Source organism: Marivita sp. S6314, assembly GCF_023015985.1.
Lineage (GTDB): Bacteria > Pseudomonadota > Alphaproteobacteria > Rhodobacterales > Rhodobacteraceae > Marivita.
The window spans coordinates 443505-469515 of record NZ_JALKAO010000002.1; the positions used below are offsets into that span (position 1 = coordinate 443505).

The 26011-nt window shown below is 61.6% G+C and carries 29 protein-coding genes; 19 read left to right on the top strand and 10 right to left on the bottom strand.

Annotated features, from left to right (window positions below):
* Positions 1-9 precede the first annotated feature (9 nt).
* From MWU54_RS06660 to MWU54_RS06715, 12 genes are all read left to right on the top strand, one after another.
* Entirely contained in the window at positions 10-339 is a 330-nt protein-coding gene (locus MWU54_RS06660) for a metalloregulator ArsR/SmtB family transcription factor (protein WP_281495998.1), read from the top strand.
* Entirely contained in the window at positions 336-797 is a 462-nt protein-coding gene (locus tag MWU54_RS06665) for an SRPBCC domain-containing protein (protein ID WP_247081614.1), read from the top strand. The genes MWU54_RS06660 and MWU54_RS06665 overlap by 4 nt, the downstream gene beginning before the upstream one ends.
* A complete protein-coding gene (locus MWU54_RS06670) occupies positions 794-1261 on the top strand; it encodes an SRPBCC domain-containing protein (RefSeq protein ID WP_247081615.1) in 468 nt (155 codons plus the stop codon). The genes MWU54_RS06665 and MWU54_RS06670 overlap by 4 nt, the downstream gene beginning before the upstream one ends.
* A 95-nt stretch (positions 1262-1356) precedes the next feature.
* A complete protein-coding gene (locus MWU54_RS06675; RefSeq protein ID WP_247081616.1) occupies positions 1357-1674 on the top strand; it encodes a hypothetical protein in 318 nt (105 codons plus the stop codon).
* A gap of 178 nt (positions 1675-1852) precedes the next feature.
* On the top strand, positions 1853-3199 hold the full coding sequence (locus MWU54_RS06680; RefSeq protein ID WP_247081617.1) for an FAD binding domain-containing protein: 1347 nt from the start codon (positions 1853-1855) through the stop codon (positions 3197-3199).
* The gene (gene xdhB / locus MWU54_RS06685; protein ID WP_247081618.1) at positions 3196-5610 is read left to right on the top strand and encodes a xanthine dehydrogenase molybdopterin binding subunit; all 2415 of its coding nucleotides are present in this window, start codon (positions 3196-3198) and stop codon (positions 5608-5610) included. The genes MWU54_RS06680 and xdhB overlap by 4 nt, the downstream gene beginning before the upstream one ends.
* The gene (gene xdhC / locus MWU54_RS06690) at positions 5600-6541 is read left to right on the top strand and encodes a xanthine dehydrogenase accessory protein XdhC (protein WP_247081619.1); all 942 of its coding nucleotides are present in this window, start codon (positions 5600-5602) and stop codon (positions 6539-6541) included. Before xdhB ends, xdhC begins: the two co-directional genes overlap by 11 nt.
* Entirely contained in the window at positions 6508-8031 is a 1524-nt protein-coding gene (locus MWU54_RS06695; RefSeq protein ID WP_247081620.1) for an ABC transporter ATP-binding protein, read from the top strand. The genes xdhC and MWU54_RS06695 overlap by 34 nt, the downstream gene beginning before the upstream one ends.
* A gap of 93 nt (positions 8032-8124) precedes the next feature.
* Complete coding sequence (locus MWU54_RS06700; protein ID WP_247081621.1) at positions 8125-9213, top strand: ABC transporter permease; 1089 nt, start codon at positions 8125-8127, stop codon at positions 9211-9213.
* Positions 9210-9515, top strand: coding sequence for a hypothetical protein (locus MWU54_RS06705; RefSeq protein WP_247081622.1), 306 nt, complete (start codon positions 9210-9212; stop codon positions 9513-9515). Before MWU54_RS06700 ends, MWU54_RS06705 begins: the two co-directional genes overlap by 4 nt.
* Complete coding sequence (locus MWU54_RS06710) at positions 9506-10438, top strand: ABC transporter permease (protein WP_247081623.1); 933 nt, start codon at positions 9506-9508, stop codon at positions 10436-10438. Before MWU54_RS06705 ends, MWU54_RS06710 begins: the two co-directional genes overlap by 10 nt.
* Before the next feature lie 63 nt (positions 10439-10501).
* The gene (locus MWU54_RS06715) at positions 10502-11602 is read left to right on the top strand and encodes a BMP family ABC transporter substrate-binding protein (protein WP_247081624.1); all 1101 of its coding nucleotides are present in this window, start codon (positions 10502-10504) and stop codon (positions 11600-11602) included.
* A 104-nt stretch (positions 11603-11706) separates the two neighbouring features.
* On the opposite strand, the gene MWU54_RS06720 is transcribed toward MWU54_RS06715, so the two are convergent.
* From MWU54_RS06720 to MWU54_RS06755, 8 genes are all read right to left on the bottom strand, one after another.
* On the bottom strand, positions 11707-11856 hold the full coding sequence (locus tag MWU54_RS06720) for a hypothetical protein (protein ID WP_247081625.1): 150 nt from the start codon (positions 11854-11856) through the stop codon (positions 11707-11709).
* A 75-nt stretch (positions 11857-11931) separates the two neighbouring features.
* Positions 11932-12339 carry a cytochrome c gene (locus MWU54_RS06725; RefSeq protein WP_247081626.1) on the bottom strand — a complete coding sequence of 136 codons (408 nt, stop codon included), beginning with the start codon at positions 12337-12339 and terminating at the stop codon, positions 11932-11934.
* 86 nt (positions 12340-12425) lie between these two features.
* Positions 12426-12875 (bottom strand): hypothetical protein, encoded by a 450-nt coding sequence (locus MWU54_RS06730; protein WP_247081627.1) that lies wholly within the window; start codon positions 12873-12875, stop codon positions 12426-12428.
* The gene (locus MWU54_RS06735; protein ID WP_247081628.1) at positions 12872-13876 is read right to left on the bottom strand and encodes an agmatine deiminase family protein; all 1005 of its coding nucleotides are present in this window, start codon (positions 13874-13876) and stop codon (positions 12872-12874) included. Before MWU54_RS06735 ends, MWU54_RS06730 begins: the two co-directional genes overlap by 4 nt.
* Positions 13877-13981: 105 nt before the next feature.
* A complete protein-coding gene (locus MWU54_RS06740) occupies positions 13982-14461 on the bottom strand; it encodes a DUF6505 family protein (protein ID WP_247081629.1) in 480 nt (159 codons plus the stop codon).
* Positions 14458-15165 (bottom strand): biotin/lipoate--protein ligase family protein, encoded by a 708-nt coding sequence (locus MWU54_RS06745; RefSeq protein ID WP_247081630.1) that lies wholly within the window; start codon positions 15163-15165, stop codon positions 14458-14460. The genes MWU54_RS06740 and MWU54_RS06745 overlap by 4 nt, the downstream gene beginning before the upstream one ends.
* Positions 15162-16226, bottom strand: a complete 1065-nt coding sequence (locus MWU54_RS06750) for an Mrp/NBP35 family ATP-binding protein (RefSeq protein WP_247081631.1) — start codon at positions 16224-16226, stop codon at positions 15162-15164. The genes MWU54_RS06745 and MWU54_RS06750 overlap by 4 nt, the downstream gene beginning before the upstream one ends.
* Position 16227: 1 nt before the next feature.
* On the bottom strand, positions 16228-16419 hold the full coding sequence (locus MWU54_RS06755; protein WP_247081632.1) for a DUF6494 family protein: 192 nt from the start codon (positions 16417-16419) through the stop codon (positions 16228-16230).
* A 98-nt stretch (positions 16420-16517) separates the two neighbouring features.
* Here MWU54_RS06755 and MWU54_RS06760 point away from each other — a divergent pair, with 98 nt between their 5' ends.
* Positions 16518-17273 (top strand): hypothetical protein, encoded by a 756-nt coding sequence (locus tag MWU54_RS06760; protein ID WP_247081633.1) that lies wholly within the window; start codon positions 16518-16520, stop codon positions 17271-17273.
* Between the two features lie 8 nt (positions 17274-17281).
* Here the strand turns inward: MWU54_RS06760 and MWU54_RS06765 are convergent, their stop codons facing one another.
* Positions 17282-19264 (bottom strand): 4Fe-4S binding protein, encoded by a 1983-nt coding sequence (locus MWU54_RS06765; protein WP_247081634.1) that lies wholly within the window; start codon positions 19262-19264, stop codon positions 17282-17284.
* Positions 19265-19389: 125 nt separating this feature from the next.
* Between MWU54_RS06765 and MWU54_RS06770 the strand changes: the two genes are divergently transcribed.
* The 6 genes from MWU54_RS06770 (at position 19390) to fdh3B (ending at position 25189) form a co-directional block, all read left to right on the top strand.
* Complete coding sequence (locus tag MWU54_RS06770) at positions 19390-19956, top strand: DUF3305 domain-containing protein (RefSeq protein WP_247081635.1); 567 nt, start codon at positions 19390-19392, stop codon at positions 19954-19956.
* The gene (locus tag MWU54_RS06775; RefSeq protein ID WP_247081636.1) at positions 19953-20627 is read left to right on the top strand and encodes a DUF3306 domain-containing protein; all 675 of its coding nucleotides are present in this window, start codon (positions 19953-19955) and stop codon (positions 20625-20627) included. Before MWU54_RS06770 ends, MWU54_RS06775 begins: the two co-directional genes overlap by 4 nt.
* Positions 20624-21238, top strand: coding sequence for a molecular chaperone TorD family protein (locus tag MWU54_RS06780; protein ID WP_247081637.1), 615 nt, complete (start codon positions 20624-20626; stop codon positions 21236-21238). Before MWU54_RS06775 ends, MWU54_RS06780 begins: the two co-directional genes overlap by 4 nt.
* Before the next feature lie 76 nt (positions 21239-21314).
* Entirely contained in the window at positions 21315-21506 is a 192-nt protein-coding gene (locus tag MWU54_RS06785) for a twin-arginine translocation signal domain-containing protein (RefSeq protein WP_247081638.1), read from the top strand.
* Between the two features lie 102 nt (positions 21507-21608).
* Positions 21609-24581 (top strand): formate dehydrogenase subunit alpha, encoded by a 2973-nt coding sequence (locus MWU54_RS06790; RefSeq protein WP_247081639.1) that lies wholly within the window; start codon positions 21609-21611, stop codon positions 24579-24581.
* Between the two features lie 14 nt (positions 24582-24595).
* Positions 24596-25189: a formate dehydrogenase FDH3 subunit beta gene (gene fdh3B / locus MWU54_RS06795; RefSeq protein WP_247081640.1), complete on the top strand. Its 594-nt coding sequence runs from the start codon at positions 24596-24598 to the stop codon at positions 25187-25189.
* 64 nt (positions 25190-25253) lie between these two features.
* On the opposite strand, the gene MWU54_RS06800 is transcribed toward fdh3B, so the two are convergent.
* On the bottom strand, positions 25254-25943 hold the full coding sequence (locus tag MWU54_RS06800) for an endonuclease/exonuclease/phosphatase family protein (protein ID WP_247081641.1): 690 nt from the start codon (positions 25941-25943) through the stop codon (positions 25254-25256).
* Positions 25944-26011: the final 68 nt, after the last annotated feature.

A 26011-nucleotide genomic window follows, 5' to 3' on the forward strand; every position in this document is an offset into this window, starting at 1 on the left:
CTTAGCCATATGGCTAACCAACTTGATTCTGTTTTTTCGGCAATGGCAGACCCAACCCGCCGGGCGGTCATTGAAACGCTTTTGAAAGGTCCGGCCTCGGTGTCGGACCTGCATGCGCCGCACGCGATGGCGATGCCGTCGTTCCTCAAGCACATTCGCAAGCTGGAGGATGCAGGGCTTGTGACCTCGCAGAAAACCGGGCGCACCCGGATGATCCACATCGAGGCCGCACCCATGCGGGCGGCGGAGGATTGGTTAAGCCGGCAACGCAAACTCTGGGAGGGACGGCTGGACCGGCTGCAAACCCTTGCAGAAGCTCTTGAAAGGAAACCGCAATGACCCAACCCGGAGCCCATTTTCAACTGACCCGCTCAATCGCCGCCCCACCGGAGCGCCTTTGGTCGTTGCTGACCGAACCCAAGGCGCGAGAGCTTTGGGGCGCCCCTTCGGACAAGGCGACTCTTGTGCTCGAAAAAGCCGACCTGCGCGAAGGTGGCCAGGAGCGGCACCGGTGCGGACCTGCGGATAATCCGGAATTTGTGGTGGACACACACTGGTATCATCTTTCCGCCCCTGATCTGGCCTGTTTCACCGAAACCATCAGCGCGGGCGGCACCCGGTTTGCGGTCACTCTGGTGACTTATGCGTTGGTCGCTGCAGGCGATGGCACGACACTGACCGTTGATGTGGGCCTCGCACCGCTGACGGATGGCGACATGCGCGACGACTTCCAGCAGGGCTGGAACAGCGGGTTGGACCGGCTGGAGCGGTTCATCAAAGAGGACGCTTTCGCATGACGTTCAATCCCGAAACCGACCTGCAGATCGAGCGGGTGATGCGGGCAAGCCCGGAAGCGATCTGGCGCTGCTGGGAAGAGCCGGACCTGTTCAAGCAATGGTTCGTGCCCCCACCCGTGGAAGTGACCGAGGTCGACAACGATCTGCGTTCCGGCGGGCGGGCGTTCAACGTGATGAAACTGCCCGACGGGACGCTGATGGAAAACGATGGTTGTTTTCTGCTGGCAGAGCCCTGCCGTCGGTTGGTCTTTACCGATGGTTGCCTGAAAGGGTTTCGCCCGGCACCGACACCGGCGTTCATGACGGCAGATGTGCGGTTGATCCCGCAGGACGGTGGCACGCTCTACACCGCCCACGTGATGCACAGCGATGCCGCCAAGAAGGTCGAGCATGAAAAGATGGGATTTCACGACGGGTGGGGGACCACCTTTGGCCTGCTGGATCAATTGGCGCGAACCCTGTGAACCCATCCCGTTTCAACGCTACCAAAATTAGGAATTGTTATTTCCGACTATTTTTGTCAGTAATTAAGTGCAATACCTGACAAAAGGAATCAGAAATGAAAATTTCAGTCAAAAATGCGCTTCCTGCGCTGGTTTTTGTTGCCGGTGCGGCAAGCGCATCTGGATCGGGATCAACGGACCATGGCGAAACAAACCATCTGCAAAACGGCGCATTCTCCTATGAGGTCTTCGAGGCCTCCGTCGAACATGTCGACCTTGAAGGGTGCCCGGCGGAATTCGACACGGAGGTGATGTTTTGCAGAATGACGCTCGCCTCCGACCTCGCGCATGTGTTCGTCTTTTCCTACAATGGTGAGCAACCGCTCTTGGCTGTGAAGTCTTACGAACTGACAGACGGCTTTGTGCCGTTCTAATATCGAGAAAACTGCGGCACCCCGCACCAAACGGCGCAGATTTGCGCCGTTTTTGCTTGCCAAACCCCTGCCCGCCTGCCTAGCCTGATCGCTGAAACAGGGAAAACCCGCGCGCTTTCTACGCCGCATCGAGGGCGCGCTATAAACGGGTGATTGGTAAGGCGGCGGGTAATTTCACATGGATGTCACCTTTCTTCTGAATGGAGAGAGCGTGGAACTGCGCGATGTGTCACCGACCGTGACGCTGCTGGACTGGCTGCGCGAAGACCGCGGGCTGACGGGGACCAAGGAAGGCTGCAACGAAGGCGATTGCGGCGCATGCACGGTGATGGTCACCGATGCGCGCGGGGCGCGGGGGCTGAACGCGTGCATCCTCTTCCTGCCGCAACTCGACGGCTGCGCCGTGCGCACGGTTGAAGGGATCAGCGGACCCGACGGCACGTTCCACCCGGTGCAGGACGCCATGGTCACACATCACGGATCGCAATGCGGGTTCTGCACGCCGGGTTTCGTCGTCCAGATGGCGGTTGCCCATCGCAACGGCGACCATGCGCATGATGATGCGCTGGCCGGGAACCTGTGCCGCTGTACAGGCTATGCGCCCATTATCCGGGCCGCCGAAGCAGCCGCTGATGCGCCCGTGCCCGACTGGATGATGGAACCCCAAGTTCAGGGACCCGACCCGATCAGCCTCGATGATCTGGCGGCTGACTACCTTGCGCGGCCCGACGCCACCCTGATCGCCGGGGCAACCGATGTGGGGCTTTGGGTGACAAAGTCGCTTGTCGCGCTGGACGACGTGATCTTTCTGAACCGGTGCCCGGACTTGCAGGACATCGCGATCACCGATGACACCGTTCGCTTTGGCGCGGGGGTGACGATGGATCGCGTGATGGAGATCATGGCCGACCGCCATCCCTCTTACGCGGAAATGATCCGTCGCTACGGGTCCGCCCAAGTGCGCGCAGCGGCCACGATTGGCGGCAACATCGCCAACGGCTCCCCCATCGGGGACAACCCGCCTGCGCTGATCGCGTTGGGGGCGGTATTGCATCTGCGCCGGGGGGATGAGACGCGGGATCTGCCGCTCGAAGATTTCTTTGTCGATTACGGCAAGCAGGACCGCCACCCCGGGGAACTGGTCACCGGGGTGTCGATCCCGGTGCAGCAGGACCGCTTGCGGGTTTACAAGCTGTCCAAACGGTTCGATCAGGACATCTCGGCGGTGTGCGGGGCGTTCAATCTTCGGATCGAGGACGGCACCGTCGCCGCGGCGCGGATCGCCTTTGGCGGCATGGCAGGCGTTCCGAAACGCGCAACATCGGTCGAGGCCGACCTTATCGGCGCGCGCTGGACCGAGGACACCGTACGCGCGGTGATGGACCGCCTGGAGGCGGATTTCACCCCGCTGTCGGATATGCGCGCCAGCGCGGAGTACCGCCTGAAAACCGCGCAGAACATGCTGCTGCGGGTCTGGAACGAAGATCAGGGCATCGCGTCAAACGTGCTGGAGGTGTCGGCATGAGCGTGCAGAAACCCCTGCCCCATGATGCCGCCCGCCTGCACGTCACCGGTGCGGCGCGCTATGTCGATGACATCCCGACGCCGCGCGGCACGCTGCATCTGGCCTTTGGTCAGAGCAGCATCGCCGCCGGACGCATCACCGCGATTGATCTTGAGGCCGTTCGCGCCGCCGCCGGTGTGGTTGGCGTGTGGGAGGCCAAAGACCTGCCGTCGGAGTGCGATTGTTCGCCCTCTGCCCATGACGAACCCATGCTGTCGGGGGCAACGATCCATTATCTGGGACAGCCGGTGTTCCTTGTGGCCGCGACCAGCCATCTGGCAGCGCGCAAAGCCGCCCGACTGGCGCAGATCACCTATGCCGAACGCGATGCAATCCTGACGATTGAAGACGCGCTGGCGGCAGACGCGCGGTTCGAGGATGGCCCGCGGATCTGGGAAAAGGGCGATCCCGGCGAAGCAATTGACACCGCGCCGCATCAGGTCAGCGGTGTGATCGAAATGGGCGGGCAGGAGCATTTTTACCTTGAAGGCCAGTCCGCCATGGCGCTGCCGCAGGAAGGCGGCGACATGGTGGTGCAGTCCTCGACCCAGCACCCGACGGAAATTCAGCACAAGGTTGCCCATGCGCTGAACATCCCGATGCATGCGGTGCGGGTTGAGACCCGGCGCATGGGCGGTGGGTTTGGAGGCAAGGAAAGCCAGGGGAACGCCCTGGCGATTGCCTGTGCTGTCGTTGCGGCGGCGACCGGCAAGCCAGCCAAGATGCGCTATGACCGCGATGATGACTTCATGATCACCGGCAAGCGTCACGATTTCCGTATTGCCTATCGCGTCGGTTTTGACGCGGCAGGCAAGGTGACGGGCGTCGAGTTTGAACAATACACGCGCTGCGGCTGGGCGCAGGATTTGTCGATCCCGGTGGCGGACCGGGCGATGCTGCATGCCGACAACGCGTATCATCTGCCCCATGTGCGAATCGAAAGCCACCGGTTGCGGACCAATACCCAAAGCGCGACCGCGTTTCGCGGGTTCGGCGGGCCGCAGGGGATGCTGGGCATCGAACGGGTGATGGATCACATCGCGCATGACCTTGGGCTGGACCCGGTCGAGGTGCGGCGCGCGAATTACTATGCGTCCCATGTGGAGGGGGGCCAGCCCCCCGCGCCTGCGGCGCCCCCCCGAGGTATTTTGGAAACAGAGACAACGGATGCCGACCTGGCGTCGCGGGGATCGACCGGTCTGGTCGAAGAGACCGGGGCGCAACCCGCTGCTGCGGTCCAGACGACGCCGTATGGGCAGGTGGTCGAGGATTTCGAACTGGATGCCCTGACCGACCGGTTGCTGGCGTCGGCCAACTATGGCGCCCGGCGCGCGGAGGTGGCGGCGTGGAACGCGGAACATCCCGTGTTGAAGAAAGGGATCGCCTTTTCGCCGGTGAAGTTCGGGATTTCCTTTACGCTGACCCATCTGAACCAGGCGGGTGCGTTGGTGCATGTCTATCAGGACGGCTCTATCCACATGAACCATGGCGGCACCGAGATGGGACAAGGGTTGTTCCAGAAGGTGGCGCAGGTCGCAGCCGACCGCTTTGGCGTGCCGCTGGAGATGGTCAAGATCACCGCCACCGATACCGGCAAGGTGCCCAATACATCGGCCACTGCGGCTTCATCGGGGTCGGACCTGAACGGGATGGCGGTCAAGGCCGCCTGCGACACGATCCGGGACCGAATGGCCAATCACCTTGCCGCCCTGCACCAGACAGACCGGGACAAGGTCCGTTTTGCCGATGGGCATGTGACGGTTGGTGAGGAACGCTACAGTTTCGCGCAGGTGGCGCAGATGGCCTATGAAGCGCGGGTCAGCCTGTCGGCAACCGGGTTTTACCGGACACCAAAGCTGAGCTGGGACCGGATCAAGGGGCATGGGCGGCCGTTCTTTTACTTTGCCTATGGCGCTGCGGTGAGCGAAGTGGTGGTGGACACGCTGACCGGCGAATACCGCATTCTGCGCACGGATCTTCTGCATGACGCGGGAGCGTCGCTGAACCCGGCGCTGGATATCGGACAGGTCGAAGGCGGCTTTGTCCAGGGCGCGGGCTGGCTCACCACCGAGGAACTGGTTTGGGACGACAGCGGGCGATTGCGCACCCACGCACCATCGACCTACAAGATCCCGGCCTGTTCGGACCGGCCTGGCGTGTTCAATGTTGACCTGTGGGACGGGCGCAACCGCGAGGATACGATTTACCGCTCCAAGGCGGTGGGGGAGCCGCCATTCATGCTGGGCATGTCGGTGTTCCTGGCGCTGTCGGATGCGATTGCGTCCTGTGGCACGGCCTATCCGGCGCTTGACGCCCCCGCCACGCCCGAACGCGTGCTGGCCGCCATTGATCGGGTGCGCGATGGCGTTTGATCTGGCGACACTCAAAGCGGCGGTGGCGACACACGGACGGGTGGCCCGGATCGTGATCGCCGAGGTCGCCGGTTCCTCCCCGCGCGAGGTCGGCGCGTCCATGCTGGTCTGGGAGGGCGGTCAATCGGGCACCATCGGTGGCGGCGCGCTGGAATATCAGGCGGCAGAACACGCCTTTGCGCGCGAGGGCGTCACGAAACATCCGCTGGGCCCGGATCTGGGCCAGTGCTGTGGTGGCGTCGTCACCCTGTTGACCGAACAGTTCGATGCGGCCTCCGTTGCCGCGCTTGAGGGGCGTGCCGTGTATGCGCGCGGTCCCGGTGAGATGCCGCTGGCGGTGCAACGGATGCTGACCTGCGCGCGCAATCAGGGTGTCGAATTGCGGCCCCGCATGGTGCAGGGCTGGTTTGTGGAACCGATGGCGACACAGACCCGTCCGGTCTGGATCTGGGGTGCCGGGCATGTCGGTCGGGCCTTGGTCAACGTTCTGTTGCCGTTGCCCGAAATGGACATCACCTGGGTCGATACCGCCCCTGCCCGCTTTCCGGAAACGCCTCGGGACGGTGTGAACGTGTTGCCAGCCAGCGATCCGCTGCGGGTGATCCCGCATGCGCCGGATGACGCGATGCATATCATCGTCACCTATTCCCACGCGCTGGATCTGGCCTTGTGCGACGCGCTGTTGCGGCATGGGTTCAGTTTTGCCGGGTTGATCGGATCCGACACGAAAAAAGCGCGCTTTGCATCGCGGCTGCGCCAGATGGGCCATACCGACGCCCAGATCGCACGCATTCACTGCCCCATCGGGCAGAAATCGCTTGGCAAACATCCTCAGGCCATTGCCGTGGGCGTCGCGAGCCAACTTCTTGACCTCCCCATGACCAAAGCAGGTGCCCCGTGGCAGACACGCTCCTCAGCCTTTCGGGCTTGACCAAAGCCTATCCCGGCGTTGTTGCCAATGACGACGTGTCGTTTGACATCCGGGAGGGCGAAATCCACGCGCTACTGGGTGAAAACGGGGCCGGGAAATCAACCTTGGTCAAGATGATCTATGGCTTGGTGAAACCCGACAAAGGCGCGATGGTGTTTCGCGGCGCGCCTTACGCACCCGCCGAACCCCGCGCCGCAAGGGCGTCGGGCGTGGCGATGGTGTTCCAGCATTTTTCGTTGTTTGACGCGCTGGACGTGGCGGAGAACGTCGCACTGGGCATGGAGAACCCGCCCCCTGCCCGCGATCTGGCGCAGCAGATCCGCGAGGTGTCCGAGACTTACGGTCTGCCGCTGGACCCCTCCCGCACGGTGGGCACCTTGTCGGCAGGCGAGCGGCAACGCGTGGAGATCATTCGCTGTCTTCTGCAGGATCCAAAGCTGTTGATCATGGATGAGCCGACCTCGGTGCTGACACCGCAAGAGGTGGAGATCCTGTTCGAGACCCTGCGCAAGCTGAAGTCCGAGGGCACGGCGATCCTGTATATTTCGCACAAGCTGGAAGAAATCCGAAGCTTGTGTGACCACGCCACGGTGCTGCGGTTGGGCAAGAATGTCGGCACCTGTACCCCGTCGGAAACCACCGCGCGGGCGATGGCGGAGATGATGATCGGGTCGACCTTTGCCACACCCGCCGCCAAGGCCACCACGCCGGGGGACGTTCTGTTGCGGGTCGACAATCTGACCATGCCCGCGCCGGGATCGTTCGGCACACCGCTGCGCAGCATCAGTTTTGAGCTGCGCGCCGGAGAGGTGCTGGGTTTTGGCGGCGTGGCCGGAAACGGGCAGGACGAGTTGTTGCTGGCGCTGTCCGGTGAGCGGTTGGCCGAGAAAGGCACAATTTGGGTCAAGGGCGCGGATGTCAGCCGCGACGGTCCAACGGCGCGCCGGGCCGCCGGGTGCCTGACAGCGCCCGAAGAACGGTTGGGCCATGCGGCAGCGCCCAATATGAGCCTGACCGAAAACGTTATCCTCACGGCCGGGCGGCGCGAGAATTTGGTGAACAACGGCTTTATCAACTGGGGTCGGGCAGATCAGTTTGCCGCAGATGTGATCAAACGGTTCGACGTGCGCACACCGGGCACCCATGTGGCCGCACGGGCGTTGTCGGGCGGCAACCTGCAGAAGTTCGTGATTGGCCGCGAGGTGGCGCAAAATCCGGACGTTCTGGTTGTGAACCAACCCACATGGGGTGTGGATGCCGCGGCGGCAGCCGCCATTCGGCAGGCGCTTCTGGATCTGGCCGAGAAAGGCGCGGCGATCCTTGTTGTCAGTCAGGATCTGGATGAGCTGATGGAAATTGCGGATCGGTTCGGGGCCTTGAACGAAGGACGCCTGTCGGCGCTCAAACCGGTCAAGGATCTTGATCTGGAAGAAATCGGTCTGATGATGGGCGGTGCGCATGACATGGAGGTGGCCCATGTCGCGGAATGATCCGTGTGGGATGCTTCGATTGCGGCCTGTCAGCATGACGCTTTGTGAAGAACCGACGCCCGGCCCCAGAACGAACCATCAGGAGGGGCACCGATGATCCGCCTTGAAAAACGCCCGCAGCCGTCGAAGATGTGGATCTACATGACCCCGGTCCTGGCGGTGCTGCTGACCATGCTCTTCGGCGGGATCATGTTCATGGTGATCGGCACGTCCCCGATCGAGGCGATCCGCACGATCTTTTGGGACCCGTTGTTCCATCCGCAGTTTGCCGCGTTTTCCCGGCCTCAGCTTTTGGTGAAGGCAGGGCCTCTGATCCTGATCGCCATCGGGTTGTCCATCGGGTTCCGGGCCGGGATCTGGAATATCGGGGCCGAGGGGCAATACATCATCGGGGCCATTTGCGGCGCGGGGGTGGGGCTTGCCCTCTACCCGATGGAGTCGGCGCTGATCCTGCCGCTGATGATCATCGCAGGGGCGCTGGGGGGCTGGGCCTGGGCAATGATCCCGGCAATCCTGAAGGTGAAATTCGGGACCAACGAAATTCTGGTGTCCCTGATGCTGGTCTACGTGGCGGAGAACATTCTTGCGTCGGTCTCCTCGGGAGTGTTGCGCAACCCCGAGGGTATGGGCTTTCCGGGATCGCGCAACCTTGCGCAGTGGTCCTCGTCTCAGAACCTGGAACTGTTCGCGGGTTCGGGCATGCATCTGGGGGTTTTGACAGCCTTCATCGCGGTGATCCTGGCCTATGTGCTGCTGACGCGACACATTCAGGGGTACAATATCCGTCTGACCGGCGAGGCCCCCCGCGCCGCGCGCTTTGCCGGGGTCTCCCCTGCGCGCACGGTTTTGTTCTGTCTGGGCTTGGCCGGAGTACTGGCCGGGATGGCGGGATTGTTTGAAGTCACCGGGCCTGCGGGCCAGATCACCATTGATTTCGGATCGGGCTATGGGTTCACCGCGATCATCGTTGCGTTTCTGGGCCGGTTGCACCCGGTGGGCATTCTGCTGGCCGGGTTGTTGATGGCGCTGACCTATATCGGTGGAGAACTTGCACAGCTGATGCTGGGTGTGCCGGGGGCGTCGATCCAGTTGTTTCAGGGCATGCTTTTGTTCTTCCTTTTGGGCGTGGATGTGTTGACGAATTTCCGTATCAGAGTTGGCAAAGCCGAGGTGGCGGCATGAGGCTGGGTGATATGCTGCCCCTTGGCATGGGGCTGATGATGGGCGCGATGGGCATGTGGATGTTGCATGGGGCGCTGACAGGGGATGGCGGGATGCCGGGCGCGATCTTCATCCTCGCGCATGTGGCTGTTGTCGGCCTTGGCGCGCTGGCTGCGGCGTTTGGGCTGCATCGGCGCTGGCCTGCGCTGCGGCGCATCCGATTGCATCGACCGTCGCTCCGGCATGCAGGCGTGATGCTTGCGGTCGCGCTTGGCACGGCGATGGTGATCCACGTCATTCACGGAGGCCCGCCATGGACCTGAGCAATATCAATCCCATCCTGCTGGTGGCGTCGATCATGATTTCGGCCACGCCGATCTTGCTGGCCGCGATTGGCGAGATGGTGGTGGAGAAATCCGGGGTTCTGAACCTCGGGGTCGAGGGGATGATGATCACCGGCGCGGTGATCGGGTTCGTGGTGGCGATCAACACCGGGTCACCGGTGTTCGGGTTTGCCATCGCGGCGGTGGCCGGGGCGGTGATCTCGTTAAGCTTTGGTGTCCTGACCCAGATCTTCCTGTCCAATCAAGTGGCCACCGGACTGGGCCTGACGCTTGTCGGGCTGGGGCTGTCATCGCTGATCGGCAAACCCTACGAAGGCATGAAAACCGAGACCTTGCCCAAGCTCGACATTCCGATTTTGGGCGATCTGCCGGTGGTCGGGCAAATGCTCTTTAGCCACGACATCATGGTGTATCTGAGCCTGCTGCTGGTGTTGGCGGTCTGGGCGTTCCTGAAATACACGCGGTTTGGCCTGATCCTGCGGGCAGTGGGGGAAAGCCACGACAGTGCCCATGCGCTTGGCTACAAGGTGATCCGTGTGCGGATGGCCGCGATCATGTTTGGCGGGGCCTGTGCCGGGCTGGGTGGTGCCTATCTGAGCCTTGTGCGCGTGCCGCAATGGACCGAAGGCATGACCGCCGGTGCGGGCTGGATCGCGCTGGCGATTGTCGTCTTTGCAAGCTGGCGCGCCGGGCGCGTCCTTGTCGGTGCTTATCTTTTTGGCGGGATCACCGTGTTGCAACTGAATTTGCAGGCCGCCGGCATGACCTGGGGCGTGCAGTACTTGTCGATGTCCCCGTATGTGATAACGATCCTCGTGCTTGTTTTGATCTCGTCCAACCGTAAAAAGGGCAGCCACAACGCCCCTGCAAACCTAGGACAGACGTTCCACGCGACCCGGTGATACAACCGGGCGCATCATACCAAACGGGGCCTCTGCCGCCCCACCAACCGGGAGACCACTCATATGATCCGTAGAAATCTGCTTGCGACGGCGGCCGCCGCGCTGACGCTGGGCGCCGCCCCCGCGATGGCCCAAGACCCGACCGAGGCGTGTTTTGTCTATGTCGGACCCATCGGCGATGGCGGCTGGACGTTCCAGCACCACGAAGGCGCACTGGCCGTAAAAGAAGCGTATGGCGACAAGGTCAACATCCGCTGGCAGGAAAGCGTACCGGAAGGCGCCGATGCCGAGCGGGTGATCACCCAGATGGCTATTTCGGGCTGTGACATCATCTTCACCACATCCTTTGGCTACATGGATGCGACCAACGCCGTTGCCGCCAAGTTCCCGAATGTGAAGTTTGAACATGCCACCGGCTACAAGCGCGAGCATCCGAACGTGTCGACCTATAACGCGCGCTTCTATGAAGGCCGCGCGGTTGTCGGCCATATCGCGGGCAAGATGACCCAAACCAACAAGATCGGTTACATCGCGTCCTTCCCGATCCCCGAAGTGATCATGGGCATCAACAGCTACTTCCACCACGCCAAGCTGGCGAACCCGGATGTCGAGCTGGTGGTGACCTGGGCCTACACATGGTTCGACCCCGCGAAAGAAGCCGACGCCGCGCGCGCGATGCTGGATCAGGGGGTGGACGTGATCACCGCGCACACCGACTCCACGGCACCATTGGCCGAAATCGGCAAGGAAGGCGGCAGCGCCTGGGGCTTTGGTCAGGCGTCTGACATGGCGGCCTTCATGACCAATGACGATGGCACGCCGGGTCCGCGCGTGGCCTCGATCATCGACGAATGGTCCCCCTACTATGTCAAGCGCGTGGGCCAGTTGATGGACGGCACCTACGAGCAGGTCGACAGCTGGGCCGGCATGCCCGAAGGCGAAGTTGTGATCGGTGAAATGACCGACGCGATCCCAGCCGACGTGCGCGCCGAAGCGCAGGCCATGATCGACGCGATCACGTCGGGCGAGTACCACCCGTTCACCGGCCCGATGAACAAGCAGGACGGCTCTGCCTGGTTGGCGGAAGGCGAGGTCTCTGATGATGGCACCCTGCTGGGCATGAACTTCTACATCGAAGGCATCACCGGCGACATTCCGAACTGATCTGCGATTGCAGCAGACCCAGACACACGAAAGCCCCGCCATTGCGCGGGGCTTTTTGCGTCCTGGTCAGGGTGTGCATGCAGGGGCAAGCCCCCGGTGCCTCTTTAGGCCTGCTTGTTCTTGGCCTTCTTCCCGGTCTTCTTGGGCCGCTCGGCGTGCTGACCTGCAGCCCCGTTCAGGGATTGATACCAGCCCGGTTTCTGAACCGGATTGGCGGCGGGGCGTTTCGTTCTGGGTTTCTTGGATTTCGGCACGGGTTATCCTTTGCGCGGGTCGTGCGTGCATAAAGGGTCCCAGTCAGGAAGGAAACCGCGCATTGATCGGTGCCGCTACTGGTCGCCCTGCACGGACAGCAAGTACGCCACCAAATCGGCCATCGGTTCCGGAACAAGCACAGGTTGTCCGTTTGGTAATTTCATCGGCGTGTTCGCCACCCCTTCGAAATACGGGCCATAGACCGGCATCGGAGAACCGTGACTGACCAAAGGATCGGTCCCGTCGATGCGTTTAAGCACCCGTTCGAGCGGGAAGCTTCCACCCGCATTTGAGCTAAGTTGGGTCAGGTCAATAGGCTGGAGCGACAGAGCCGGAGCCAGCGGTCCTTGGCCATCGGCATCCGCACCATGGCAGCTTGCGCAATGGGTTTGGTATAGCGCGCGCCCCATATCGACATCTTGCGCGAAAAGCGGGGCCGCGAACATGCAAAACACGGCGAGGCAGGCAGTGGATCGTCGCATGGGATATCTCCTTCTGTCTGGGATTGCGTGCACCTTAACGCAGCGATTTCAAATCAGCGTTGATCGGGATCAATTGACCGCTGTGGTCAGTCGCAGGTTGGCGTGGCGTCACAGCGTTCGGCCCAGAACCGCGAGAGAAGTGCGGCCAGGTTGGGGTCGGCCCCGTCCGGGCTTTGTTCCGAACAGAGATACACCGCATGTGGATCCAGTGCATTCAGGAACGTGGTGTCCCAGCCCTCTTCGACGGCCAGCATTTGTTCGGCGGAATACAACAGATGGTCCACAAAGGCGGTATAGGATTTGGCATTTGGTCCGGACATAAGCGCGCACGCATTCTGCGGCTGGGCAAATCCCGGCTGTGTTGCGGCAAGAGCAAGGTGATTGCGGTAGGCATCCCGCGCGGATTGTTCGCGCGACAGCTGATCCGCCGCCTGAAGCTGGATCACAACCCCGACCAGCGCCGCGACTGCCACCAGAGCCGTGACCAGCGCAGCGACCGCTTCGATCACTGGCGCATGTTGCGACACCCACCTCATGCGGCTGGCAATTGCTGGGTTGCGCAATGGATGCCGCCACCCACCTCGCCCAGCGCATCGGCGTTCATTGTGATGATGTCACGATCCGGATAATGACGCTGCAACGCGTCCTGCGCGATTGCATCGGCCTCGGGATCGCCGAAGTGCGGCGCGACCACCCCGCCGTTGCAAACATAGTAATTCACGTAAGACGCAACGAAATCAAAGCTGTCGACACGGCGCTGTACCGGTTCCGGGATCACCTCGACGTGCAAACCCGCCGCTTTCAGCACGTCATGTGTGTCGAGCGCGGCCACGTGAAACGGGTCAGACATGTCCGGGTCGTCAGGCAGGTTCATCAACACCCGCCCCGGTCCGGTAAAGCGCGCAAGTGAATCGATGTGGTAATCCGTGATGTCCTGATCCCAGACACCGTCGGCCCAGATCATCCGATCCGCCCCATACGCGCGCAACAGTTCCGCTTCGATCACGTCCCGCGACATGCCCGGGTTGCGGTTGTCGATCACCCAAGAGCTTTCATGCGCCATGAGCAGGCCATGACCATCCTGTTCAACGCCCCCCGCCTCTCCGTGCAGCGTGGTCGGCAAGAGCGGTAAACCCAGACGCGCCGCCACGCGTTCGGCGATCTGCCCGTCATTGGCATGGGTCTGTTTGTTGCCCCAGCCGTTAAAGCGGATGTGCTGCACGGCGCGGTTGCCCTGCCCGTCTTTGGCGACAATCGGCCCGGAATCGCGGCACCAAAGGTCATCGGTCGGGATATCCCAAAGGGTGACCCTGTCTGACACCAGCCGGCGCACCGCGGTGTGATGCTCGGCTGCAGCAAGAAGGATCACCGGTTCAAACTCGGAGATCGCGTTGGCAATCCGGGCAATGGTGTCCTGTGTCCAGATCAGAAAATCCAACTCGGGATGGACCTCGCGGCTGACCGGCCATTGCATGAACGTCGCCTCGTGCGGGGCTTCTTCTGCCGGGACCGTCCACATCTCAGTGGCAAGGGCCATGGAGCCACCTAGAAGCGGCACCGCCCCTGCCCCGGCCAAGAGCGACCGGCGCGTCATCATGTAGTAAGCGTGTTTTTGTTCTCGCACGTGGGTCCGACCATGTCGTCACTCGTCAAGCGATCCATGCACCGCCAGCATCGCCATGTCCGCCTCTTGTGCCTCGATGACGCGGAAGCTTTCCTTGACCCCGGCTTCGGTCAGTTCACGCGCCACGGTCAGTAAGGTGTTGGGCGCATGTTCATCACACAGTTCGGCCATATGCGCGATCTCTTCAACCGCGACCCCTTTGGCGGCGTCGACCGATGGCGCGCCGTAGAGATCAACAAAATGTTGCGCAAGGGACAGCACAAGCGCCTCGTGTTCGGCAGGTTCAATCTGGGTCACCGCCACAAAGCTCACGCGACCAAAGGTTTCCGCCCCGAGCCAGCCGTTCGAAAATGCTTGCTTGGCCTTGCCGGTCAGGTCGGCTTCGGACCAGTTGGAAAACTCGAACCCACCCGAGATGCACCATTCGCCCGTGCGCGCCGGGGAATGGAAGACGCGCTGGTCGCTTTCGTCGAAATGAATGGCGCGGGCGAGGTTCATGGGCGGGTCTCCAACAAGTCGGTCAATGGCAGGAGCATGGTCGTGTCATCGGTCCGAAGCAAGAGGCCAAGCATTTCATCGAGACCAAGGAATGTGCCGGTGCGCCCCAGGATCGTGATGTCTTCACCCATGCCATGCGCCAACCCGGCCCATTCGCGGTGCACCGGGCCCATGCCGTCGTCTTCCCACCGGTTGATCCAGTTCAACAGATGGCGCGACCAGCTTTCAAGAAAGTCGGTCGGCTCAAGCCCGCCGCAGCCTTCGCTCTGCAGATCCGTTTCCCCCGGGGTTGCACCGCCTTCGACCGTTGGACGGGCGAAGACCAGTTCGAACCCGGTCACCAGCCATCCCGGCTCTGTGTCCGGTGTGCTGTCCTCTGTCGCCGCTCTGAGCCGGCCGCATGTCGCCCCGTTGACGCGAATGGCACCGCCCCATTCCAGATGCACGGGCAGCTCTGACGGGCCAAGCGCGCCGAGCGCGTTTTGCACCGCTATTCCGGTCAAAGGCAGCATGACGGCCGCTTTTGACAGCGGCACTTCGGGCGCAAACACGATCGCAGCACGCAAGAGTTCAGGCGAAACATCGTACAGGATGGTCCCCGCGTCGCATCCGCTGCGCGCCTCGGCGCAGGCGGCATCGAACGGGTCTGCGCCCGCCGCATGAATGCCTTGCATCAGCGGCGGAAACACCGGGCCGGTGATCATGCCTTGCCAGCGTCGATCAGTTTGCGCGCAAGCGTTCGGAACGCGGCGGCTTGCGGGCTGTCGGGCTGCGACACGACAATCGGCGCACCGCCATCCGCGGCTTTGCGAATTTCAAGATGCAGCGGGATTTCCGCCAAAAGCGGCACACCCAGCTTTTCCGCTTCGGCCGCAACGCCGCCGTGCCCGAAGATGTGTTCTTCGTGACCACAATTCGAGCAGATATGCGTCGACATGTTTTCGATCAGGCCGACAATCGGCACGTTCATCTGGTTGAACATGTCGATGCCCTTGCGCGCATCCAGCAAAGCCACATCCTGCGGCGTCGACACAACGACCGCCCCATCCACGTGTGCTTTTTGCGACAGGGTCATCTGCACGTCGCCCGTGCCCGGAGGCAGGTCGACCAGAAGCACGTCCAAAGCGCCCCATTGCACCTGCATCAACATCTGCTGCAACGCGCCCATCAGCATCGGACCGCGCCAGACAACGGCCTGACCTTCGTTGACCATCAGGCCCATGGACATCATCGTCACGCCGAAGTTGCGCATCGGCAGGATTGTCTTGCCGTCCGGGCTGGCCGGACGGCCCGAAACACCCAGCATGCGCGGCTGCGACGGGCCATAGACATCGGCATCAAGGATACCGACGCGTCGGCCTTCTGCGGCAAGCGCGCAGGCAAGGTTCGACGAAACAGTGGATTTGCCCACGCCACCTTTGCCGGACGCGATGGCAAGTATCCGGTCGACACCCGGAACGCGTTCAGGACCTGCCGGTTTCGGCTTGGCCGCGCCTTTGAGATCCGGTGGCGGCTTGGGTGCGGAATGCGCCGTCATGACAGCGGATACCGTTTTGGCACCCAGCGCCTTGACCGCGTCTTCGGCGGCTTGCCGCACCGGCATATAGGCTTGCGACTGATCCTGCGCGACCTCGACGACAAAGCGCACCGCATCGCCATCCACGTTCAGTGCACGCACGATCCCGGCCGACACGATGTCCTGACCTGTTGCCGGATCGGCAACAGCCTTCAAAGCGGCAAGCACCGCGTCCCGTGTAAGTGCCACGTCAGTCCTGTCCCGTGATTTTGCCGGTCACAACATGCTCTAGGTCCAGACCGTCCACCGTCAGAACCACTTTGGCATCAAAGGTTTTCCCGCTGGTTTCGGCGTTGCGCATGGCCTCCTCGATGGCCTGCTGGGACGTCACCCCGACCTGTTTGAGAAATTTGCGCATGGACATGTTGAAGTCGTCGCTCATCGGTTCCCTCCTGATGCATCGCTCATTTGCAAAAAAGCTAGAGCGTTGACGGGTGTAAGCCACCGCCTTTAGGCTTTCAAGCAAGGAGGACGCCCAAGATGTCCAGATTTCTAAAAGATATATCTTATTCCTCTCTTTTTTGCGCCATCTTCGCTGTCCCGGCCTTTGCCCAGGACAAAACCTTCACGTTGGCGGCCCCGGACGCGCTGATTGAAAGCGGATTGCTGAAATACATCCTGCCCCGGTTCTCACTCAAGACCCAAACGCGGATCACGCTGGCGGACCCCGGCACCACGGCAGACGCGGCGTTCGGCGACGATGGGTTGGTCGCGTTTCAAGGGCTGGATCGTGTCTGGCGGTTTGATGCGGGCGACGACCCGGACGCGCAGCGCTTTGCCGATTGGTTGCGGTCCGATGTCGGGCGAAACACGGTGGACAGCTATCAGATCGACGGGGCGCAGGTGTTCACCTCGGAGGTCGAGGTCAAACAGGTTGTGGTCGCGGTGACCTATGACGGCGATGTGAAGCGCGGGGAAGATGCATCGATGTCCTATTGCGGGCGATGCCACGTCATCAACGAAAAGAACCGCATGAATTCAATTGGCTCGACCCCGTCATTTGCGGTTCTGCGCACGCTGCAGGACTGGGAATACCGGTTTCAGGCGTTTTACGTGCTGAACCCGCACCCGGCCTTTACACAGATCGCGGATGTGACCGATCCGTTTGATCCGACACGCCCCTCTCCTATTCACGCGCTGGAGATGACGATGGACGATCTGGAAAACATCATGGCGTTTGTTCAGGGGATCGCACCCGCAGACCTTGGTCAACCGGTGCAATCCCTGAAGCCCTGATCACGCGGTCAGTGATCCCGACGCTTGGAATAGGGATCGGTCTCGTCACGCTCCTTGAGGTAATCATGCGTTGTTCGCGGGATGCGCGGTTCTCCGAGCGAGAACGGGTTGTTCTCGGAATGGTACTGCGCCTGAATGCGGCAATTGTCGCACATCTTGATCATCTTTGCGGCGTCGCTCGTGGCAAACATTGAATGCTTCCCGGCAAGCTTTTCGCTGATCTTTTCGATGGTCGATTTCACCCCGAACAGCGCTCCGCATTCGATGCAGGCAAAGGGTTCTTCTTCGTTCAGCACCACCTGTGACAAGGCGGTTTCCGTGAGGTTCATGCGCGGCTCCAGCGCGATTGCGTCCTCGGGGCAGATGTTGGCGCATAGACCGCATTGCAGGCAGGCGTCTTCCTGAAACAGCAGTTGCGGCAAGTCCGGATTGTCGCCCAGCGCGCCCGACGGGCAGAGCGATACGCAGCTCAGGCACAGGGTGCAGGCGTCGGTATTGACCAACACCGCCCCGTAAGGCGCATGGTCCGGCAGCGCGATCACTTCGGCTTCAGGGTTAAGCGCCTTGGCAGAAACCCGTGCCACCTGACGGCGCGTGCCGATAGGCAGGGTTGGCGTCGCGGACAACGCGTCAACGCTGGCATTGAAAAGATGATCGCTCAACGCGTCCGGGTCCGCCACATCAAGGATGTGAACACGCGGCGCGCCCGCCAGGGCACAGGCCAGCGCGGCTTCGTGGTCCGGCGTGTCGCGTTCGGTGCGCGGCGACATCAGGATGTCGACATGGACAAAGCCGCAACTGAGGGCGGCCATCATTTCGGCATGACCGAACCCGGCAAGACTGTCTGTCTCAAACGGGATCACGTCAGCGGGTAGGCCCCGACCGAACCGCGCGGCCAGTTGGATCATTTCAATCCCGTGATCCGCATCATGCACCAATAGGCGTGGCGCCTGCCCGCCCGCCTTGCGGTATGTCGTGGCAAGAGTTTCCAACCGCCGGAACACGGCAGAGACCGGAGGCGCGTCATAGGTAATGGCCCCCGAGGGGCACAGTGCTGTACAGGCCCCGCAGCCTGCGCAGATCATCGGGTCGATGGCGACGTGATCCCCGGCCGATGTGATTGCGCCTGTTGGACAGATATTCAGGCATTTTGAACAGCCGGATTGTTCGGCCCGGCTATGGGCGCAAAGTGCGGGTTCAAGGGCGACATAAAGCGGCTTTTCAAAGGTGCCGACCATCTGCACCGCGTCTGACAACTGGGCCGCAACCGCGCCGGGCTGGCGTGGATCGGCGCGCAAGTACCCGTCGCGTTTGTGCGGTGCGGGCACCATTGCGGTGTCGCCGGTCAGGTCGAGCACGATGTCGCATTCGGACACGGCACCGTTCTGCGGTGCGCTGAAGGAAAACGCCCCGCGCCCGCCGGGCTGCAGTTGCGAAAACGCGTCGATCTTGACGGTGAACCCGCCCAAAGCGCCCGTCAGTGACCGGACGGTGCCGCGCACAACGTCAAAGCGGCGATCCAGAGGCACATCCGTCGTGTCTGTCTGCAGAACCGTCACCGCCAGCGCCTCGCAAAGTTGCTCGGCTGCTGCGAAGACGGCATCGCCCGCGCCGACGATCAGGCAGGTGCCTTCACTGACGACATCGACGGATTTGGACATCGGGATCGACAGCGCCCCTTCTGCCGCCAATGCCGCCTGCTTTGCGCCTGCGGTTTGGCCCTCATCGCTCCACCCGGCCCGGTCGCGCAGGTCGACAAAGCCGGGGGCATCGACGCCCAGCTCTTCGGCAAGCATTTCGAAAAACGCGCGTTCCTGTGCGCAGGCCACGATGACATCACCCTCGGTCAGGGCCTTTGCCGATGCGTCGGCCTCGGTTCCGCACAGGTTGGTATAAACACGCGACGGATCAAGCGCCGTGGCGTCCCCAATGCGTTTGGCATCAACGGTTTGACTGCCCAGACAGTCACAAAGAAGCAGTTTGGTTCCCATCACGTCCCTTTCACGGCGCAGGCTGGCGCGGCGTCTTGTCCGAAGGTCGGCATTTTTCACTACCCAATGGGTATGCTATCCAGAAGTCAACCGGGCCAATAGGACCGGATCTGGGAGGATAGCGCTTGGCGACAACGGACAGCCGTTCCATCGAACTGCCTGTGGGCGTGACCCTGATGCGCAAACCCGGCGTCACGCGCTGGCAGAAATGGACATGGACCCCAACCGCGTTGCTGCCGGGGGCCGGTGAGGCCCATTGGAAACTGTTGCGCGAAGAAGGCGACGTGGCCGAGTACCACGTGGGAACGTTGCCACTGACCTTGTGGCGCACCGATGCCGAGGCGTATCGCATAAACCTCGCGGAGCCGGTTGTCTGTGCATACGTGGTGCTGCAACCTTCGGACGGGGACTGGCCCTATGCGCTCAAGCTGATCACCGCCAATCCCAATGAAGCGATGCAATATGCCGAAGGTGGTGACGACCTTGTTGAAAAGGTCCCAATGCCCCCCGCGCTGGTCGCCTGGGTGCAGGATTGGACCGATCAGCACTTTGTTGAAGAACCGTTCAAAAAGCGCAAACGCAAGCGGTACCTTGAGGACAAGGTTGAAGACGGCAAAGGCGATCCGCGCATCGCGCAAGTCAGCGACGTGTACCGCGCGCCGTCCCGCGACCGGAAAAGAGGATCATCATGAGCCGGGGAACCGATTTCTGGTCACGCCGCAAACACGCTGTCGAAGCCGAGGCGGACGAGGAACAGCGTCAGGTCGAAGACGCCGAGATCAAGGCGCAACAGGCTGAGCTTGAAGAAAAGCCCGATGCAGAGATTCTGGACGAACTGGGGCTGCCCGACCCGGACGCGCTGGAGCCCGGACAGGATATTTCCGGGTTCATGCAAAAGGCGGTTCCCGAACGGTTGCGCCAACGCGCCTTGCGGCAGTTGTGGAAGCTGAACCCGGCGCTCGCCAATCTGGACGGGCTGTGTGACTACAACGACGATTTTACCAATGCGGCGACGGATGCACCGGGGGTGGCAACAGCCTACCGCGTTGGCAAAGGGCTTCTCAAACACATCGAAGCGCTCGAGGCAGCCGAGGCCAAGAAACGCGGCGAGGATGATGCGGAAGACACCGATACCCCAGAGAATCTATCGGAAATAGCCACTGACGCGACCACCGGGCCATCAGAGGTCGAAATCGCATCAAATCCGGAAATTATGCAGGATTATGTAGATGCCGCACCCGCATCTACGACCATTGTCCAAGAGGTCGCAGAATATCCGGATGGCACACCATTGGATACAGTGGCAGCGGAACCTGTGCGTCCGCGTCGGATGCAATTCAAAATAGAGAGCGAGACAGGATGAGCATGAGCACAGCTCAAGCAACACCTTCAGTGTCAGACGAGGACCGTCTGCGCGCGGATCTCTACAATTTTCTTGGTCTCATCTTGTCCGGTCCGCCCGACGCCTTCCTGCTGTCGCAAACAGCGGGATTGTCCGGTGATGATACCGAACTTGGAAACGGCATCAGCCGGTTGGCCGAATGCGCCAAGACCACGAAACCCAAGCAGGCCGAAAAAGAATTCAACGCGCTGTTCATCGGCCTTGGGCGTGGTGAGCTCCTGCCCTACGCCAGTTTCTATCTGACCGGGTTCCTGCACGAAAAGCCTCTGGCGGTGTTGCGCAATGATCTGGCCGCGCGCCGGATCGAACGCGCGCCGAATGTCTACGAGCCGGAAGACAATATCGCCACTTTGATGGAGGTCATGGGCGGATTGATCGTTGGACGGTTTAGTGATCCGGCAACGCTCGACGATCAGAAAGTGTTCTTCAACCGTCACATCGCCCCCTGGGCAGGCCATTTCTTCTCCGACCTGGAAACATCAAATTCCGCGATGCTCTACAGCGCGGTCGGATCGGTCGGAAAAGCCTTTATCGAGATTGAACGCGAAGCGTTCAGACTAACCCCGGCATAAGCCGGGACCTCACCGGCGGGAAACCGTCATCCTGCGGCCTCCCGCCGCGCATTTGGAAGAAAGGAAGGAGACTTCCATGACAGAGAAAACGGAAACGGCATCCAGTCGTCGTGATTTTCTAAAGCTGGCCGGTACCGCCGCGCCCGCTGCTGTTGCGGCAGTGGCCGTCACCGGCACCCAAGCCGCAGCTGACGAGGCTCCGGTCGCAGACGGGAAAATGCAGGACACTGCGCACACCCGCGCCTATCTGGCCAGCACGCGTTTCTAGCGCAGCACGCCTCACCCCGCCTGTCGGCCCACAATAACACCCGCCGCAGGACGCAACCCAGCTTTCGAGCCCAAGTGCTCAAGGTAGCTCAAGAGGGACACCATGCTTAGAAAGAAAACCGGAGGGGTCACACGGCGCGCTGCGCGAACCGGCCTGATCTCGGACATTTCAAACAAATCCGTCGACAGACGCTCATTCCTGCGCGGCTCCGGCCTGGCCATCGGTGGTCTTGCCGCGATCAGCGCAACAGGCGGCACTGTCACACAAGCCAGCGCCGCAGGCGCTGTGCGTGGCGCAGTCGAGACGGTCAAATCCGTCTGCACACACTGTTCGGTCGGCTGTACCGTTGTCGCCGAAGTGTCGAACGGCGTCTGGATCGGGCAAGAGCCCGGCTGGGACAGCCCGTTCAACCTTGGCGCACATTGCGCCAAAGGCGCTGCTGTTCGTGAGCACGCCCACGGCGAACGCCGTCTCAAGTACCCGATGAAGAAAGAGGGTGGAGAGTGGAAGCGCATCTCCTGGGAGCAGGCCATCAACGAAGTTGGTGACAAGATGCTGGCCAGCCGCGATGCGCATGGCCCGGACTCGGTCTACTGGCTTGGCTCTGCGAAGCACAACAACGAACAGGCGTATCTGTTCCGTAAGTTCGCAGCCTATTGGGGCACCAACAACGTCGATCACCAGGCGCGGATTTGTCACTCGACCACGGTTGCGGGCGTAGCGAACACATGGGGCTACGGCGCCATGACCAACAGCTACAACGACATCCACAATTCCCGCGCGATCTTTGTGATCGGCGGCAACCCCGCCGAAGCGCACCCGGTGTCGCTGCTGCACCTGCTCAAAGCGAAAGAGCAGAACAACGCGCCGGTTATCGTCTGTGACCCCCGCTTCACGCGCACAGCCGCGCATGCGGATGAATACGTCCGCTTCCGTCCCGGCACCGACGTGGCGCTGGTTTGGGGCATCCTGTGGCACATCTTTGAAAACGGTTGGGAGGATAAGGAATTTATCCGCACCCGTGTCTGGGGCATGGACCAGATCAAGGAAGAAGTGGCCAAGTGGAACCCCGAGGAAGTCGAACGCGTCACCGGCACACCCGGGTCGCAGCTTGAGCGCGTCGCACGCACGCTGGCCAATAACCGTCCCGGCACCGTGATCTGGTGCATGGGTGGCACCCAGCACACCAACGGCAACAACAACACACGGGCCTACTGTGTGCTACAGTTGGCGCTTGGCAACATGGGCACCTCCGGCGGCGGCACCAACATCTTCCGTGGCCACGACAACGTGCAGGGCGCGACAGACCTTGGTGTTCTCAGCCACACCCTGCCCGGCTATTACGGCCTGTCCGCAGGGGCTTGGGCGCACTGGGCCCGTGTCTGGGGCGAAGACCTTGACTGGCTGAAAGGGCAGTTCCATTCCGAAGGGACCGGCGATGATGCCAAGAACCTGATGAATGCGACCGGTATCCCTGTTTCGCGCTGGATCGACGGTGTTCTGGAAGACCCGGAAAACATCGACCAGCCCGACAACGTCAAGGTCATGGTTCTGTGGGGCCACGCGCCCAACTCGCAGACCCGCATGACCGAGATGAAGACAGCGATGGAACAACTCGACACATTGGTTGTTGTTGATCCATTCCCGACTGTTTCGGCCGTGCTGCATGACCGGACGGATGGGGTGTACCTGCTTCCGGCGGCGACACAGTTCGAAACACGTGGCTCTGTCACAGCGTCGAACCGGTCACTTCAGTGGCGTGATCAGATCATGGCACCTTTGTTCGAGGCCAAGACCGATCACGAGATCATTGGCCTGTTCGCCAACAAGTTCGGCTTTGCAGATCGCTTCTTCCGCAATATCGAGATGGAAGACGAGAACACGCCAAACGTCGAAAGCGTGACCCGCGAATTCAACCGCGGCATGTGGACGGTTGGGTATACAGGTCAATCGCCGGAGCGGATCAAGCTGCACATGGCGAACCAGCATACGTTCGACCGCACAACGCTGCAAGCGATTGGTGGCCCGGCTGATGGCGATTACTACGGTATGCCTTGGCCGTGCTGGGGCACCGCCGAGATGAAGCACCCGGGCACGCCGAACCTGTATGATATGTCCAAGCCGGTGTCCAAAGGCGGTCTGACCTTCCGTGCACGCTTTGGCGTGGAGCGGGACGGCGACAACCTGCTGGCCGAAGGTGTCTATAGCCAAGGCTCGGAGATTCAGGATGGCTATCCGGAATTCACCTATCAAATGCTCAAGGATCTTGGCTGGCACACGGACCTGACCAATGAGGAACGCGCCTTTATCGCGAAAGCGGCAGGCGTGGACGGGTTCCAGGACTATACCAAGGAAGTCGGTGAAGCGGGCATGTCGCCCTTCCCGTCCGATTTCGACGAAAAGGTCGCGAAGGTGAACTGGAAAACCGACCTTTCGGGCGGCATCCAGCGGGTTGCGATTGCGCATGAATGTGCGCCGTTTGGCAACGCCAAGGCTCGTGCCGTTGTCTGGACCTTCCCGGATCCGGTGCCGCTGCACCGCGAACCGCTCTACACGCCGCGTTACGATCTGGTGGCGGATTATCCGACCTACGAGGACAAGAAGTTCTACCGCCTGCCGACGCTCTACAAGTCGATCCAGGCCAAGGACTTCTCGGGTGACTATCCGATCATCCTCACATCCGGCCGACTGGTCGAATACGAGGGCGGCGGGGACGAAACCCGGTCAAATCCGTGGCTGGCGGAACTTCAGCAGGACATGTTCGTCGAGATCAACCCGCGTGACGCCAACAACCTTGGTGTGCGGGACGGCGCGCAGGTCTGGGTTGAGGGGCCCGAGGGCGGCAAGGTCAAGGTGATGGCAATGCTGACCAACCGGGTTGCGCCGGGCGTGGCCTTCATGCCGTTCCACTTTGGCGGACACTTCCAGGGCGAGGACCAGCGGTCCAAGTACCCGTCCGGAGCAGACCCCTATGTGCTGGGTGAATCAACCAACACGGCACAGACCTATGGCTACGACTCGGTGACCCAAATGCAGGAAACCAAGTCGACGCTTTGCAAAATCGTCGCGGCATAAGGAGGACCTGAAACATGGCACGCGCTAAATTTCTCGTCGACGCCGAACGCTGCATCGAATGCAACGCCTGCGTCACAGCCTGTAAGAACGAGCACGAAGTTCCGTGGGGCATCAACCGTCGCAAGGTCGTAACGATCAATGACGGTAATCCCGGCGAACGGTCGATCTCGGTGGCCTGCATGCACTGTTCAGACGCGCCGTGCATGGCCGTCTGCCCGGTGGATTGCTTCTACCAGAACGAAGAAGGTGTGGTCCTGCACTCAAAGGACCTCTGCATTGGCTGCGGCTACTGCTTCTACGCCTGCCCGTTCGGTGCGCCGCAATACCCGCAAGCCGGAAACTTCGGCTCACGCGGCAAAATGGACAAGTGTACCTTCTGCGCCGGTGGCCCGGAAGAAAACCACTCCACCGCCGAGTTTGCCAAGTACGGCCGCAACCGCATCGACGAAGGCAAACTGCCGATCTGTGCGGAAATGTGCGCCACCAAGGCGCTGCTTGCCGGCGATGGTGACATCGTAGCCTCCATCTACCGCGAACGTGTTGTCGCGCGTGGGTTTGGCTCCGGCGCTTGGGGTTGGGGCACAGCCTACGATCAGAAGGGCGGCTGATCCCGCTGTCAGCACACATGTATACGAAACGCCCCGGCACTGTCCGGGGCGTTTTGCTTTTGGGCTAGGCGGGTGCAGAGATGTCGAGATCAATCCAGACCGGCAGGTGATCCGACGCCCGTTTGGCCTCGCCTTCCCGGTAGACGCCGCTGTCCTTGTAAGTCAGCTCTCGGCCAAGGGCGAACCGATCCAACGATGCGACAGGGCGGGTTGTGTGGAAACTCCGCCCTGGCTTCACCACGTCGAACACACCGTCCAGTATTCCAAATCCGATCCGCGGCGACCATTCGTTCATATCGCCCGCCAGGATGGTTCTTGGCGCGTCATCCCCAATGGACGTCATCAGATGCGACAGCTGAAGCTGGCGACACGGGCGGCGCAGGCCAAGATGGGTGCCGACAATGGTGAACGCGCCGTCTGGTCCGCTCAGGTCCGCCCGAAGCGCGCCCCTTGGTTCAATGCCCGGCAGGCTGAAGCGTTCGGTTTGGCGCACCGACCAGCCATCCCGCACAAGGATCGCGTTCCCATGCCAGCCCGAACTTGGCCCGTCATCAATCTGCAAAGCCCGCAGACCTGTGTGGTCGTGCAGCGCATCTTCCGGCAAAACCGCAGGGCGCGCGCCCAGACGTTTGTCGGCTTCCTGAAGCGCCACAACGTCCGCATCAAGCGCTTCCAGAACGCGGATGATCCGCAACGGATCGCGGCGCCAGTCCAGCCCGACGGCCTTGCGGATGTTATAACTGACAATGCGCATCGGGCAGACTTGGCAAAACGGCGTTAAACAGGTTCAAGGGCATATTGCATTATCTGGCGTTTTTCCGC

What these genes read in the sequence shown, in the direction of transcription:
- MWU54_RS06660 (WP_281495998.1), top strand. Translation starts at nt 10, where the DNA reads ATGGCTAACCAACTTGATTCTGTTTTTTCGGCAATGGCAGACCCAACC.
- MWU54_RS06665 (WP_247081614.1), top strand. Translation starts at nt 336, where the DNA reads ATGACCCAACCCGGAGCCCATTTTCAACTGACCCGCTCAATCGCCGCC.
- MWU54_RS06670 (WP_247081615.1), top strand. Translation starts at nt 794, where the DNA reads ATGACGTTCAATCCCGAAACCGACCTGCAGATCGAGCGGGTGATGCGG.
- MWU54_RS06675 (WP_247081616.1), top strand. Translation starts at nt 1,357, where the DNA reads ATGAAAATTTCAGTCAAAAATGCGCTTCCTGCGCTGGTTTTTGTTGCC.
- MWU54_RS06680 (WP_247081617.1), top strand. Translation starts at nt 1,853, where the DNA reads ATGGATGTCACCTTTCTTCTGAATGGAGAGAGCGTGGAACTGCGCGAT.
- xdhB (WP_247081618.1), top strand. Translation starts at nt 3,196, where the DNA reads ATGAGCGTGCAGAAACCCCTGCCCCATGATGCCGCCCGCCTGCACGTC.
- xdhC (WP_247081619.1), top strand. Translation starts at nt 5,600, where the DNA reads ATGGCGTTTGATCTGGCGACACTCAAAGCGGCGGTGGCGACACACGGA.
- MWU54_RS06700 (WP_247081621.1), top strand. Translation starts at nt 8,125, where the DNA reads ATGATCCGCCTTGAAAAACGCCCGCAGCCGTCGAAGATGTGGATCTAC.
- MWU54_RS06705 (WP_247081622.1), top strand. Translation starts at nt 9,210, where the DNA reads ATGAGGCTGGGTGATATGCTGCCCCTTGGCATGGGGCTGATGATGGGC.
- MWU54_RS06710 (WP_247081623.1), top strand. Translation starts at nt 9,506, where the DNA reads ATGGACCTGAGCAATATCAATCCCATCCTGCTGGTGGCGTCGATCATG.
- MWU54_RS06715 (WP_247081624.1), top strand. Translation starts at nt 10,502, where the DNA reads ATGATCCGTAGAAATCTGCTTGCGACGGCGGCCGCCGCGCTGACGCTG.
- MWU54_RS06725 (WP_247081626.1), bottom strand. Translation starts at nt 12,339, where the DNA reads ATGCGACGATCCACTGCCTGCCTCGCCGTGTTTTGCATGTTCGCGGCC.
- MWU54_RS06730 (WP_247081627.1), bottom strand. Translation starts at nt 12,875, where the DNA reads ATGAGGTGGGTGTCGCAACATGCGCCAGTGATCGAAGCGGTCGCTGCG.
- MWU54_RS06735 (WP_247081628.1), bottom strand. Translation starts at nt 13,876, where the DNA reads ATGGCCCTTGCCACTGAGATGTGGACGGTCCCGGCAGAAGAAGCCCCG.
- MWU54_RS06740 (WP_247081629.1), bottom strand. Translation starts at nt 14,461, where the DNA reads ATGAACCTCGCCCGCGCCATTCATTTCGACGAAAGCGACCAGCGCGTC.
- MWU54_RS06745 (WP_247081630.1), bottom strand. Translation starts at nt 15,165, where the DNA reads ATGATCACCGGCCCGGTGTTTCCGCCGCTGATGCAAGGCATTCATGCG.
- MWU54_RS06755 (WP_247081632.1), bottom strand. Translation starts at nt 16,419, where the DNA reads ATGAGCGACGACTTCAACATGTCCATGCGCAAATTTCTCAAACAGGTC.
- MWU54_RS06760 (WP_247081633.1), top strand. Translation starts at nt 16,518, where the DNA reads ATGTCCAGATTTCTAAAAGATATATCTTATTCCTCTCTTTTTTGCGCC.
- MWU54_RS06765 (WP_247081634.1), bottom strand. Translation starts at nt 19,264, where the DNA reads ATGGGAACCAAACTGCTTCTTTGTGACTGTCTGGGCAGTCAAACCGTT.
- MWU54_RS06775 (WP_247081636.1), top strand. Translation starts at nt 19,953, where the DNA reads ATGAGCCGGGGAACCGATTTCTGGTCACGCCGCAAACACGCTGTCGAA.
- MWU54_RS06780 (WP_247081637.1), top strand. Translation starts at nt 20,624, where the DNA reads ATGAGCATGAGCACAGCTCAAGCAACACCTTCAGTGTCAGACGAGGAC.
- MWU54_RS06785 (WP_247081638.1), top strand. Translation starts at nt 21,315, where the DNA reads ATGACAGAGAAAACGGAAACGGCATCCAGTCGTCGTGATTTTCTAAAG.
- MWU54_RS06790 (WP_247081639.1), top strand. Translation starts at nt 21,609, where the DNA reads ATGCTTAGAAAGAAAACCGGAGGGGTCACACGGCGCGCTGCGCGAACC.
- fdh3B (WP_247081640.1), top strand. Translation starts at nt 24,596, where the DNA reads ATGGCACGCGCTAAATTTCTCGTCGACGCCGAACGCTGCATCGAATGC.
- MWU54_RS06800 (WP_247081641.1), bottom strand. Translation starts at nt 25,943, where the DNA reads ATGCGCATTGTCAGTTATAACATCCGCAAGGCCGTCGGGCTGGACTGG.